Origin of the sequence: Wolbachia endosymbiont (group A) of Lasioglossum morio (genome assembly GCF_947250585.1) — a bacterium.
In the GTDB taxonomy this organism is placed as follows: Bacteria; Pseudomonadota; Alphaproteobacteria; order Rickettsiales; family Anaplasmataceae; genus Wolbachia; species Wolbachia pipientis.
Map to the genome: position 1 here is coordinate 1,165,704 of NZ_OX366327.1, position 13,642 is coordinate 1,179,345.

Genomic DNA, 13,642 nt, shown 5'->3' on the forward strand with positions numbered 1-13,642 from the left:
TTTCTATACTAGTTTGCTTGCTCACAAGCAAACTTTCCTGGATCCCAGTGGGCTTTGTTGCATAGCAGCAGAAAAATTAGTGATTACTGACAAAATTCATTATAAATAGCGATTTAACTGTTGAAGGAAAAATATGCCACAAAAAATGAGGGTCAGTAACCATAGCGAATATAACAAATTTCTAGAAAAAAGAGGAAATATTTTTCATTATATCAACGAAGCCATAGAAAAGTGGTACGAGAATGGTCCAAAAATACCAGGTGGCAACAATATTTATAGCGATAAAGTTGTAATTTTGGTGCACATAATAACTTGTTTATTTAGAATAGGCCTGAGGCAAACAGTTGGGTTTATAGCAGGATACCTTGAGCAAATTGGGAAAAATTTGCAAGTTATCAGCTATTCACAATCATCAAGAAGGTTTAAGAAACTCAATATTAAGATCAATGATTGCAGAAAATAATATGGAAGATATCGAAATTGCTATAGACAGTACAGGAATTAGTATATACAACAACACTCCTGGTCATAGCAAAGAAAATAGCGAAGATAGAAAGTATCGCAGCTATGAACAGACAAGAAAATTGCATGTAATGTTGAATACAAACAGCAAAAAAGCCATAGCTGTAAAATACAGTAACGGCTGATCACTATGGAGCTTGTGATTTGCTAAAAGAAGTCGATTTTCAGTATGTCATAAAAGTACTATATGCAGATAGGGCATATGACAGAGAAAAGCTCTATAAGCTGTGTAATCAATATGGTATAAAAACGAAAATTCCTCCGAAAAACAACGCAGCAGAGCATCCAAAGTTAGACTATATGGCTGAGAGAAATTCTGCAGTCAAGCTCATAAAGTCATATGATGAAGATGGTATAAAGAAGTGGAAAAAAGAGATGAGTTATGGAAAAAGATCTTATATAGAAAGTTTTTTCTCGCGACTGAAACAAACATTCGGGTTTAGTTTTAGGAATAAATCTGAGACAAATAGAGAGAAGGAACTACTTGTTAAATGCTATTTGCTCAATAAGTTCACTGATATTGGTATGGCTAAATTTGAGATAGCTTCATAAATTTATTGTGCGTTACCTACTATCCGAAGAGCGATGCAACAAAGCCATCCCAGTGTCAGCTACTTGGATGACAGAGGGGGGTGGGATGACAGAAGATGATGGAGTGACAGGGAGTAATACAAAAAGTTTCGTCATCCCCATTGAATCGGCTTTAAAATCGATGTTCAAAGTTGAAATTTCCCTAGAAGATGCGGGGAAAATCAGAAAAGGTCAGGAAGTTGTATTAAATAACTTGCGTAATTTAAAGAATCATGATATTTGTTGTACGGTGGTGGGTAGTGTACCTATTGCAATCTGCAGTTTTATTTATGGTTGTGTGAAACCTATTCGTGTTTTTAATATTTAAAATGAGGTTTAGATGTCGATAACATCCGAAAAGAAAAAGAGTTTGATAAATATATATGCAATTAAAGAAGATGATACAGGTTCATCTTTTGTACAATGTGCAATTTTGACCGAGAGGATCAGTAACTTAACTGAGCATTTTAAAGTGCACAAGCATGACCATCACTCTAAGCGTGGTTTACTTATATTGATAGGTAGAAGACGCAAGCACTTAAATTATATAAAGCGTAAATTTGGTAATGAAGCCTATCAGGAATTAATAGAGAAGTTAGGCATTAGAAAATAATCGAGGAATTTAATATGTTTAAAATTATAAAAAAATCTATAGAGTGGGGTGGTCGTGCCTTATCTTTAGAAACAGGAAAAATAGCACGCCAAGCTCATGGTTCAGTAGTTGTAAATTACGGTGATACTTCTGTTTTAGTAACTGTTGTAAGTAAAAAGAAGGAAGAAAATGTTGATTTTCTTCCTTTAAATGTACAGTTTATCGCAAAAAGCTATGCCATGGGTAAGATCCCTGGCGGCTTTTTTAAAAGAGAAGGCAAGCCATCTGATAGAGAAACTTTAATCTCAAGGGTAATAGATAGAAGTATAAGACCACTATTCCCAGAAGGATTTCATGATGAAATTAGTGTGGTGTGCAATCTATTAACTTATGATATAGTCAATCCTCCTGAAGTGCCAGCATTGATTGGTGCTGTTGCAGCTCTTGCAATTTCTGGTGTTCCCTTTCACTTTACTATAGCTGGAGTGATGGTTGGTTGTGATGAAAATAATAACTATATACTCAACCCTTCTGTTCAAGAGATGAAAGCAAGCAGCTTGGATCTGTTTTTGTCTGGTGATGAAAATTCAATTTTAATGGTTGAATCAGAAGTGAAAGAGCTCTCTGAAGAAAATGTTTTTAATGCAATAAAATTTGGCCATGAACACCTTAAGCCTGTCATTAAGCTCATAAAAGAGTTTGCTGATACAATTGGCAATAAACCTGAGAGCTTTGCCCCTATTGATGCATCAGATATAACACAAGAGCTCGAAAAATACGGTAAAGATTTTGAAAAAGCATATTCGCAAACAGTAAAACAAGAGCGAGTTCAAGCTCTAGAAGCGATCAGAGAGAATATATTGAATACTCTTAAAGAAACTGGAAAAGACGAAAAGTTAATTACGTATGCAGTAAAAAACTTTGAAAGATCTTTAGTACGTGAAATAATTAGGAAGAAAAGTGTAAGGATAGACGGTCGTAAGCATGATGAGATACGTCAGATAGAAGTTGAAGTTGATATTCTGTCCAAAACTCACGGTTCTGCACTATTTACAAGAGGCAATACTCAGGCACTGGTTGTTACTGCTCTTGGCACCACTCAAGATGAGCAAATTGTGGATGATATTGAAGGGGATAGACGTGAGCATTTCATGTTGCATTATAACTTTCCCTCATTTGCTGTTGGAGAAACTTCTGCTGCGCGTGCACCAGGAAGAAGAGAAATCGGTCATGGCAAACTTGCTTGGAAAGCAGTTCATCCTGTTTTACCCGATAAGTCTGAATTTCCTTATACAATAAGAGTAGTGTCCGAAATTTTGGAGTCTGATGGTTCTTCTTCTATGGCAACAGTTTGTGGGACTTCTCTTGCTTTAATGGATACGGGTGTGCCAATAAAGGCCCCTGTTGCTGGAATTGCTATGGGTCTCATCAAAGATAAAGACGAGTATGTAATACTTTCCGATATACTTGGTGATGAAGATTATCTTGGTGATATGGACTTTAAAGTAGCAGGAACTAGTGAAGGGGTTACGGCGCTACAAATGGACATGAAAATTTCTGGTATAAGCTTTGAAATTGTTGAAAAATCTTTAGAACAGGCAAAAGCTGGAAGATTACATATTTTAGAAAAAATGAATGCAGTGATTTCAGAACACAGTGATGATGTCAAAGACCATGCACCAAGGATGTTATCATTTTACATAGATAAAGACAAAATTTCTGCTGCTATAGGTTCTAAGGGGAAAAATATACGCAGTGTGTGTGAAAGAAGTAATGCAAAAATTGAAATAGGAGATGATGGTAAAGTTTCTGTTTTTGCTACGAGTGGCACTGAAGCTGAAATTGCAAAGAGTATGATGATTGATTCAATAACAGAACTAGAACAAGGTTCTATAGTTGATGTCAAGGTTGTAAGAATAGAGAAGTCTATTGTAGAGCTTGAATTTCTTAATGGCAGAAAAGGAAAAATGCACATAAGTGAAGTAGCTAATGAACATATAGATTCTATAGAGAGCGTACTTAAACAAGATGATACTTTCAAAGCACTAGTAATTGACTTCGAAAAAGGTGGGTGTCCAAAGTTGTCAAGACGTCGGGTTGACCAAGAGACGGGAGAGTTTTTTGAAGGTGAGCTTTACAACGAGGAAAGGAGAGATGGTCCAAATGACAGGGATAATTATTACAATAATTCATTTAGTAGAAAACCTGGAGGAAGTCACCATAAGAGGCCTCCTCGTCCTCGTTCTGGTTTCAGCAACAGAAATAGGCCGAAATTTGGTAATAATGATTCATCATCAGGTTTTTATTAAGAGTAAACTTCTTGCGTTACCTCTCGTCATTCCAGTGCTTAACACTGGAATGACACCCTTTCTGGTGAAGGTTGTTCTCAAATCACAATGTTAGTACAATTGTGGTGTTAGCTATAGCTAACCCAAGGTATCCGTTCAGCGGAGTGGTAGAATAAGGTAGACAAAGTGATCTAAAAAGATAATCATAGAGCAAAAGTGAGGTAATGTGGTAAACCTTTTAGAACTTTGCAAAAATTTACAGCAAAAAATAGAAAAACTGAAAGCAGAGATAGAAAACTTAAAAGCAGAAAATAAAGCTTTAAAGATAGAGAACGCTGAATTAAAGGAAAGGCTTGGTTTAAACTCGAAAAATTCATCTCTACCGAGCTCTAAAGAATTGTACAAAACAAAAAAGAACAAGCCAAAAAGCGAAAGGAATGTTGGCGATCAGGTTGGGCATAAAGGAAATTTTCATGCTACAATGGAAGCGGATAAAGTAGTAAAAATAGAGTTGCCTAATATTTGCGAATGCGGAGGAGAGCTTGTAATATGCGAAAAACCTTATGTTCACCAAAAAGTTGATCTTCCGGAAATTAGGCCTTATGTAGTATAGCATTTCTCATAATAGTCCGAACAGGTCATAGGAAGGCAGAATCAACAGCACGACGAAAGGATTCGAATAGAGGAATGTTTTTCCTGGCTCTGTTTTTTATAGCAAACCAATGATGCTCAATTTTGTTGAAATCTGGAGAATAAGGCGGCAGATACAAAATTTCTGCACCAACCCCTTTAGCAAGCTCGATAATCTTATCAGACTTATGAAAAGTAGCATTGTCAAGAATGACAGTCTGTCCAGGTTCCAAGATCGGTGTCAAAAATTGCTCAAACCATCCATTAAAAACATCCATATTACAGTGGCCTTCAAAGGTTAACGGAACAACTATCTTTCTTCCACTTAAGGCTGCAACCATACTGATTCGTTGAGTTTTCTTTCCAGATTTTAAGGCATAAAACCGCTGTCCTTTCTGGCAATATCCGTAGGGGTAGTCTTCGGTGTTATCAATGCCAGACTCATCTATATACACTAAGTTTTTAGGTTCTTTTGTCGCTATAATTTTCAAAAATTCAGCACGTTTTTCTTCGTTTCTTTCCTTGTATCCATATGTCTTTTTTTGCGCGTAAATCCAATTTTTTTAAGGGCTCGATAGATCGTTTGGATACTAACGTTGTTCCAAAGTTTAGCCATTTCCGATAGAGTCTTTCCTCCGTGTTCTCTGGCAAATTTGGCAAAGGTATCCCAGTCGGTAATTTTGTGATTGTAACCCCCATTTCCAAGTTTTTTTGATTGAAAGTCTCCTGTTTCTTTTCTTCTTTGCTGCCACTCCCATAAAGTAGTTCGTCCAATCTTAAATCTTGCTGCCACTGTTTCTCTGCTTTCTCCTTCGTCTAGCGCTTCCATTGCTTTTTTTCTTAAATCATAACTATATGCTGCTGGCATTCAACCTCCTTATCATCATCTACCCTTATCCTATCACATCCGGACTTTTATGGAAAGAGCTATAATATGGAAGATATCGAAATTGCTATAGACAGTACAGGAATTAGTATATACAACAACACACAGCAAGGAAAATAGCACTGACAGAAAATATCGTGGCTATGAGCAAACGAGAAAATTGTACGTAATGTTGAATATAAACAACAAAAAAGCCATAGCTGTAAAATACAGTAACGGCTGATCACTATGGAGCTTGTGATTTGCTAAAAGAAGTTGATTTTCAGCATGCCATAAAAGCACTATATGCAGATAGAGCATGTGATAGGCACAAGTTTTATAAGTTGTGTAACGAATATGATATAAAGACAAAAATTCCACCAATAAACAATGCGGCAGAACATCCAGAAATAGATTATATGTCTGACAGGAATGCTGCTATTAGGTTAATAAAATTATACGGTGAAGATGGCATGAAAGAATGGAAAAAAGAAGTAAATTATGGGAAAAGATCTTATATTGAAGGGTTTTTCTCAAGATTAAAGCAAATATTCGGATTTAGTTTTAGGAATAAATCTGAGATAAATCGAGAAAAAGAACTGCTAATCAAATGCTATTTGCTTAATAAATTCACTGATATTGGTATGGCTAAATTTGAGATAGTTACATGAATTTACCATAAATCACCATCTCATAAAGTGTGATGCAACAAAGCCATCCCAGTGTCTGGGCACTGGGATGACACCCTTTTGGATGGAAACCAGTGTCAGGTACTCGGATGACACCATTTACAACCACTCTCCTACCCTTTCTAGCTGTTTATAGCTGTTAAATCTCAGGAATTTATCAAAATATGGAGAGGCAATAAAGGGTGTGGAATTACTTAAATAATTAGATAAAAAATCTGGCAGATCATTCTGAAATTCTTGCATTTTTTGTCTATAATCTCGCAAAGAAATAACTTTTATTTTATCATAATCAAGTTTCCAATAAGCAAGTTCTGAGACTTCCCTTCCGGTCACATACTCTACCGCTAAAGCTTGCAAAATTAATTGCGGAAAAAACCCCGACATCACTTCTTCATTGGAAGGTGGTGAACCAAGTTTATAGTCTATAATTGCTACTTGCCCACTTGGTAGATACTCAACTCTATCACATCTTGCTGTCAGTAAGATTTCTTGTGGCCTATTTGTCATCCAAGCAGTTTCATACTGATCACAAGAACCAGTGTCACGCGCTGGAATATGAAATATCGGACAGGAAAAGTTCTTTTCCAACTCAACATAATTGCTTCGAGTTTCATCAAATTCGACAAAAGATTGAATTATCTTTTGTAGTCTTACCCACCACATATTTGAAAAATTAAACTGACTAGTCGAAAATGCTTCTCGTGCAATGCTCATTGGAGATTTTTTGTTGCGTAAATATCTTGCAAGAATGTTGTGTACCATAGTGCCAAATTCCAATATCGATGGCTTAAAATTCAAGTCTCTTAATTGTTTAAGGCCCAGTATATATTCAACGTAAAATGAATAAGGGTTGCGGATTAGCTTTTCTATTGCACTGCAAGACATCACCTGCATTTTTTCTTTTCTAACTTCGGTTTGAGGTTTTGGCATAGGCTGAGTACATGGAACAGTACATTCAGGCGTATTTAATACCCTCAGCCAATCACGATACGGCTGTTTCCCCTCCTTAAGCAGAATTTCCAAACGCTGCAATAGAATTGGTTTTCTATGGCTTAGCGATCTTGTAATATAAACCTTACTTGCACAAAACAAATTGTGTAAAGTATAAAAAAAATACCCCTGCTCTTCTTGCGCAGAAGGAAGGTTAAATTTTTCTCTCGTAAGTGCATTCAAAAGCGGACTTTGAAAGCTTGGTGCTTCATTAAATCCAGCGAGTATTACAACTTTGTTGTGATATAAGCTGAATTTATTCAAGTCACTTGCTACAGAGAAAAACTCTTTCTCTAAAAATAAGGTCAGAATTTGGCTATATAACTCTAAGGAGCACTTAATTTCTATACCCTCACATGCATTCAAGAAATTACAGGTGAAATTACCTATTTCACTATTTAGCTCTGAAAAATTTATACCAGATAGCACATTAATACACTGCAAATGAGTTGCCACCACATCAGAAATAGGGCAATTTATAATGTTAAGTAAAGGATTAAATATAATCCCTAACTTACTGATAATAAGTAATATATCTTCTTTATGTTTTAGCTTTTTATGAGCATTGATAGCATTTATAATATCGCTCAGGCCATTTGTACTAAAGTTGCGTAATATCTCTATTTCAAATTCAGATAAAATCCGAGAGTACTCTTCTTGAGTGTAACCAAAAGTCACTAGCCTATGTTTAAGGAGCGAAAGTAATGCCACACTGCTCCAATTTGAGGTCAAAACTTCGATACTATAAAGTAGAAGCGTTATATAAGGATAATTTTCCGGTATGGCACTGTGTTGCCTTGATAAACATGCTATACGAGCTGCAAGTAATTTATCAAAGACAACCAAAGAAACGTTTTCATAACCTTCATTTTCTATAATTAATGATGTCACTTGTGCTTCTTCCTCTCTGGAATCACAAGTGATGACTTCAATATTGCCAATATGTCCACTACTAACTTTGCTTAGATCGGCAGTTGTATCAAAGACATAATCTAGCTCAGGACTTCCTGTCATCCCAGCCCTCTGATTTTTAGTGTACGAACATTGTAATTTGCAGGTAATTTGAGTAGTAGATGGTGTCATTCCAGTGCTTGACACTGGAATCCAGTTTCTATTGTACAGCCACCTGGTGCGTTCATTTAAAGTTAAGTTTTCTGGATCCCAGTGTCGGAGCACTGGAGAACACGCTTCTGGCAGAAAACTCACATCCCTTCTATCTACATTTAAATAATCGAGCAGATCTTTCAAACAATATTGATAGTGTTTTTTATCAAGCAATTTCCAGTCTTTCTCTTTAATTTTCAAATTCAGGTTAGGCAAAATTATTTCTCCAAACGGCAGGTCATATATAGCCTTAATTAACGACTTATCCTTTCCGATTCCAACAAAGATTATATGTTGGTCTTTTTGTAAAGAGGTTATCATACTGTTTATGTAATCACTCTTATGTTCTAATATATCTACTACTCCTAAATCTTTTAAAATTTTATTCCATGTTTCAATAAGTAAATTTATGAAACTTTCTATTTTTTTTGAATGTTCATCGAACTCTGCCATTTGGGTATACTGAATTTTATCAAGCAATGATGGCAGGCTATAAGCTAAATCAATTGGGAAATTATCATTATTTTTTCTATTCCATTCCAATATGAATTGAATGAGTAGCAGCGTCCTTTTTATTGGACTTATAACTTTAACTCTATCAAGATTTAATATTAAATCTTCCTCATCAATGTTCTCTAGCGAAACTATCTCTGGCAAAATTATGCATTTTTCAGCGTTATAATTCTTGAATGCACTTAGTAGCGCTATCACATCCCTCTTGCAAGGAAGTATGACCTTTATCTCGGGAATTTTTTCTCTTTCATATTCAGAAAATATGTGCTGAACCAGCACATCAAAAAGGGATTCATCCACATTAACAGTAAAAACTCTTCCCACTAACAGTAACAATTAATACAATACTTTTATTGTATAGAAATTATTTAAAATATAAATGTGCTCGCAGTTTCTTATGCTATGATATATTAAAGTCTTTCACAATATTACATGGCAAACATCAGAATAGAAGTTTTAAATAAATGTGAACAAGTTGGCCGCAGAAGGGTAGTTAATGTTTACTTGATTTACATAAGCAAAGAATTACCATCAAAATTACATGAAGAAATTTGTGGGCTATTTTATAATAAAGTCATACAAGACTGCCGTTATTATTCCTACAATGAAAACCTTGAAGAAGTTCAATATAACTTCATAGAACCACAAGCAAAGTGGGGCTTGGAGATAAGCTTTTTACCTGGCATGACCGATAATGTAGGCAACACAGTGAAACAAATTGTTAGAGAGTATTTAATAAGCAAAGGCTATATCGACCAGCCTGTCATCCCAGCCCCTTCTTTTGTCATCCCAGTGCTTGACACTGGGATCCAGAAAGAGAAAACGCAGATTCCAGCGTCACGCGCTGGAATGACACCAATTGAGATCAAAGCAAGAAGTTCAAAATTGATTTTGGGTAAAGGAAGCATGCCAACTGAAGATGATATAAAACAAGAATTTAATCCTATCACTGAGTATTGCACGCTTGTTTATAAAGAAAACGGCAATTACTATTGGAGGCATTACGGTAAGTTAAAAGGCGTCATCCCAGTGCTTGACTACTTGGATCCAGAAAATTTCAAGCAATTGTATAATGAAAACTGGATTCCAGTGTCAAGCACTGGAATGACAGAGGGGGAAACAGGAATGACAAAAGAGAGCACTGGAGTGATATCAAGTAGTAATGGGGCTAAATCTGTTGATTTAAATGTAAGTGACCAAGAACTTGAGAAAATCAGCAGAGATGGAATCGATGGTAATGGCACTTTAGGGCTCTCTCTGGCAGCAATGAAAGCTATAAAGGATTACTTTAAAAAACTTAATAGAAATCCATATGATATTGAACTTGAGTCCCTAGCACAAACTTGGTCTGAACATTGTAAGCACAATATCTTTTGCTCTCCCATTGATGAAATAAAAGATGGCCTATACGCACATTATATTAAGCGTGCAACGCGTGAGATAAATTCTGACATATGCGTGTCAGTTTTCTCCGACAATGCCGGAGGAATAATTTTTAATGACGATTACTTAATCGTAGATAAAGTTGAAACTCACAATAGCCCTTCGGCGCTTGATCCGTTTGGTGGAGCAATGACTGGGGTACTTGGAGTAAATCGTGATATAGTTGGTTTCGGGAAAGGCGCGGAGCCTATAATGAATACCTATTACTTTTGCTTTGCCAAAGAAGCAAAAGGCAAGTTTTATAGGGACAAAGAGCGCACTGATGAGATCTTACCGCCAAAATATATAATGAAAGAAGTGATCCACGGTGTTAATGTTGCTGGTAATTGCTCTGGTATTCCAACGCAACTTGGATCGGTATATTTTGACGATAGATTTTGTGGCAAGCCGTTAGTTTTTGTTGGCAGTGTCGGAATTATTCCGCGCAACATAAATAACGCACCTTCACACATCAAAGGGCCTAAAAACAGCGATAAAATCGTAATTATTGGCGGAAGAGTTGGAAGAGACGGAATTCACGGTGCAACGTTTTCCTCAGAGGCTTTGTCGGGAAACAGCCCTTCAACGATTGTGCAAATTGGTGACCCTATAACACAAAAAAAACTATCCAATGCCGTCATAAAAGCAAGAGATCTTGGTCTTTATAATGCAATAACGGACAATGGAGCAGGTGGGCTGTCGTCGTCTATTGGTGAAATGGGAAAAGACGGATTTGAAGTTGATTTGAGCAAGGTTCTCCTTAAAAACGATGGTATGGCTCCGTGGGAAATATGGATATCAGAATCACAAGAGAGAATGACCTTAGCAGTGCCAGAAGAAAATCTCCCTATGTTTAAGCAAATCATGAAAAAACATGATGTGGAGGTTTGTGTGATTGGAGAGTTTAATGAGAGTGGTAAAGCCGTTGTTAAATGCCCTGAAGGGACAGTAATAATGGACATCGAAGCTGAATTTCTGCATGACGGTAATCCTAAAATGCATTTACAGACAAAGCCGTGGTCTGGAGAATCTAACCATTCTGCTGTCATTTCGGAACCCTCTCCTGTCACCCAAGTAGCTGACACTGAGATAGCTTTAGCAATTCAAGAGAAACATTACGGCTCTGATCATCCTGAAGTTGCTAAACTACTGGTAAACCTAGGCGATGCCTATGGTGTTCTAGGTGACCATAAGAAATATAAGGAGTTGCTTGAACGAGCTTTATCTATTCTCAAGAAACATTACGGCCCTGATCATTTCGAAGTTGCTAAACTACTGGTAAACCTAGGTGACGCTTATAATGCTTTAGGCAATCCTCAGAAAGCAAAAGAGTTGCTTGAACGGGCTTTACCTATTTTTGAGAAACATTATCTAAAAGAAATGCTGAGCAGACCAAACATACGCAGCAAAGAGTTCATAGTGGTGCAATATGACCATGAGGTTCAAGGGTCGTCAGTGCTGAAACCACTGCAGGGCAAGGGAAGAGTGTGCAGTGAAGCTATTGTTTCAAGGCCAATCCTTTCTTCAAATAAAGGTGTTGTAAAATCGCAAGGATTTGGCTCAAGTTATGGAGAAATTGACACCTACCACATGGCAGCATGTGCAATTGACACCGCGATACGCAACTATGTAGCCGCAGGAGGAAATATAAATCATCTAGCGTTGCTCGACAATTTTTGCTGGTGTGATGCTTATAATCCAGAAAGGTTGTGGCAACTAAAGAAAGCTGCAGAGGCTTGTTACGACTTCGCAACTGCATTTAAAACACCATTCATATCCGGAAAAGACAGTATGTTCAATGACTTCAAGGGATATGATGAAAATGGCGAGAAAGTGATAATCTCTGCACCACCTTCATTACTCATCTCAGCAATTGGAATTATAGAAAATATTGAAAATGCGGTATCGCTTGATGTAAAAATGCCAGGGGACTTGATATATGTGCTTGGAGAAACACTTGATGAACTTGGTAGATCTGAATATCAGTTATATAGTGGAATAGGTAATAACAACGTACCAAAAGTTGATGCAAAGAGCGCTAGGAAGTTGTATGAGCGTTACAACCAGGCAATAAAAGATGGCATAATTGCCTCTGCAATTGCACCAAACTTAGGCGGATTAGTTATTGCTCTGGCAAAATCGCTAATTGCAGGAGACCTTGGTGCTGAAATCGATCTTTCACTAGTGCCAATAGGAAAAATACAAAATACAGACATAATAAACAAGATAATAATGTTTTCTGAATCGCAAAGTAGAATTTTGGTTACTATTGCACCACAAAATCAGAAGAGGTTTGAAGAATTGTTTGAAGGTGCAGTTTATTCATGTATTGGCAAAGTAACAGAGAAAAAGGTGCTAAACATAAAGGATGTTTTAAAAGTAGATCTGAAAGATGTGGCATGCTAATATAAAATATTTTTCTTATTATGCTAAATAACTCTTTTACTATATGTAATGTTTATTTAGAATGAATGTATGTTATTAATTTTGGGTAGGTAATTATGTCTATTTTATCGATACTCCTGTTTATCAGTCTTTCTTTACTCAACACTTCAAATAAATTGATGATATGTGCTGCCTTATTTGTGGGAGCTGCTTTAGTTGTAAATTCAATGGTTGAATTTTATGGCAGAAGCAAAGCTACGTACAACTTAATAGTGTGTACAGCGCTATGTTGTGTTTTTAAATGGCAAAGTTTTAATTTGATGATATTGATTTCATATACTGCAATTTTAGTATCTCTTCTCTCAAGCATAATTATTTTTGAAAAATTGAAGTCCAAGTTGAATTTTCATATGGCAAATTTCATTACTTTAATTATAGCATCAGTGGTTGATAGTGCCGTTGTATGTGTTGGATTACTATACAAATTTTCTGCAGGTAAATGCTTATCAATATACATTAGAGATTTAATTTTTAAGTTTTCTTATGTGTCAGTATTGAGCATCTGCTTGTTTGTAGGAATGTATTTATTTTGCTTGGCGAACAAGAAGTATTTTAAGATTTCCACATAACCTGTTTTCTGATATAGCTAAACTGACTTTGAGTCCTGGGGGTGTATTTGGTGGTCCTAATACGTAACAACAGTTTAGAATTTATAGGTAGCCTAAACCCACAACTGTACAAACACTATGATTTGAGCCTATCAGGGGGGTGTCATTCCAGTGCCCAGACACTGGAATCCAGAAAAAAGAATGGTGTCATCCCAGTGCTTGACACATAGCTGTACGAACATTCATTTTTGAAGGTAAATTGCACAGCAAATGGTGTCATTCCAGTCTGGAATCCAGAAATTTTGCTTATAACTGAGCTGATGAGCTAAAGGTAGTTGTCTTACGCTAAAACAAACGTTTTTAATTAAGTTGCATAGAACCAGTGTCTGGGCACTGGCCCACTGGTGGGAATTGCTCCTAAACTACAACGTTCGTACAGCTATGTGCTTGACACTGGGATGACA

General features: G+C 36.4%; 8 protein-coding genes and 3 pseudogenes. 9 read left to right on the plus strand and 2 right to left on the minus strand.

Annotation, left to right across the window (positions count from 1 at the left end; translation table 11 throughout):
* Positions 1–133: 133 nt before the first annotated feature.
* From OOK89_RS06675 to OOK89_RS05730, 5 genes and pseudogenes are all read left to right on the plus strand, one after another.
* Positions 134–1,074 (plus strand): annotated as a pseudogene (locus tag OOK89_RS06675) (IS5 family transposase).
* Positions 1,075–1,081: 7 nt separating this feature from the next.
* The gene (locus tag OOK89_RS05715) at positions 1,082–1,420 is read left to right on the plus strand and encodes a hypothetical protein (protein WP_231115842.1); all 339 of its coding nucleotides are present in this window, start codon (positions 1,082–1,084) and stop codon (positions 1,418–1,420) included.
* A gap of 12 nt (positions 1,421–1,432) precedes the next feature.
* Positions 1,433–1,705 (plus strand): 30S ribosomal protein S15, encoded by a 273-nt coding sequence (gene rpsO, locus OOK89_RS05720; protein WP_006279944.1) that lies wholly within the window; start codon positions 1,433–1,435, stop codon positions 1,703–1,705.
* A 14-nt stretch (positions 1,706–1,719) separates the two neighbouring features.
* Positions 1,720–3,993 (plus strand): polyribonucleotide nucleotidyltransferase, encoded by a 2,274-nt coding sequence (gene pnp, locus OOK89_RS05725; RefSeq protein ID WP_264718940.1) that lies wholly within the window; start codon positions 1,720–1,722, stop codon positions 3,991–3,993.
* A 205-nt stretch (positions 3,994–4,198) separates the two neighbouring features.
* A pseudogene (locus OOK89_RS05730) lies at positions 4,199–4,582 on the plus strand (DUF6444 domain-containing protein); the annotation flags it as partial.
* 28 nt (positions 4,583–4,610) lie between these two features.
* Here OOK89_RS05730 and OOK89_RS05735 read toward each other — a convergent pair.
* Positions 4,611–5,470 (minus strand): IS630 family transposase gene (locus tag OOK89_RS05735; protein WP_264705388.1). Its coding sequence is split into 2 segments (ribosomal slippage): positions 4,611–5,146 and positions 5,146–5,470, totalling 861 coding nucleotides; the frame shifts between segments, so codons are not numbered across the junction.
* A gap of 63 nt (positions 5,471–5,533) precedes the next feature.
* Between OOK89_RS05735 and OOK89_RS05740 the strand changes: the two are divergent.
* A pseudogene (locus tag OOK89_RS05740) lies at positions 5,534–6,138 on the plus strand (transposase); the annotation flags it as partial.
* A gap of 117 nt (positions 6,139–6,255) precedes the next feature.
* Here OOK89_RS05740 and OOK89_RS05745 read toward each other — a convergent pair.
* Entirely contained in the window at positions 6,256–9,087 is a 2,832-nt protein-coding gene (locus OOK89_RS05745) for a WPE palindromic element domain-containing protein (protein ID WP_264718941.1), read from the minus strand.
* Between the two features lie 108 nt (positions 9,088–9,195).
* Here OOK89_RS05745 and OOK89_RS05750 point away from each other — a divergent pair, with 108 nt between their 5' ends.
* The 3 genes from OOK89_RS05750 to OOK89_RS05760 all read left to right on the plus strand — a co-directional run bounded on the left by OOK89_RS05750 (position 9,196) and on the right by OOK89_RS05760 (position 13,408).
* Positions 9,196–12,591 carry an AIR synthase-related protein gene (locus OOK89_RS05750; RefSeq protein ID WP_264718942.1) on the plus strand — a complete coding sequence of 1,132 codons (3,396 nt, stop codon included), beginning with the start codon at positions 9,196–9,198 and terminating at the stop codon, positions 12,589–12,591.
* 95 nt (positions 12,592–12,686) lie between these two features.
* Positions 12,687–13,199 carry a hypothetical protein gene (locus OOK89_RS05755; protein WP_006279733.1) on the plus strand — a complete coding sequence of 171 codons (513 nt, stop codon included), beginning with the start codon at positions 12,687–12,689 and terminating at the stop codon, positions 13,197–13,199.
* A gap of 47 nt (positions 13,200–13,246) precedes the next feature.
* Complete coding sequence (locus tag OOK89_RS05760) at positions 13,247–13,408, plus strand: hypothetical protein (protein WP_153801320.1); 162 nt, start codon at positions 13,247–13,249, stop codon at positions 13,406–13,408.
* Positions 13,409–13,642: the final 234 nt, after the last annotated feature.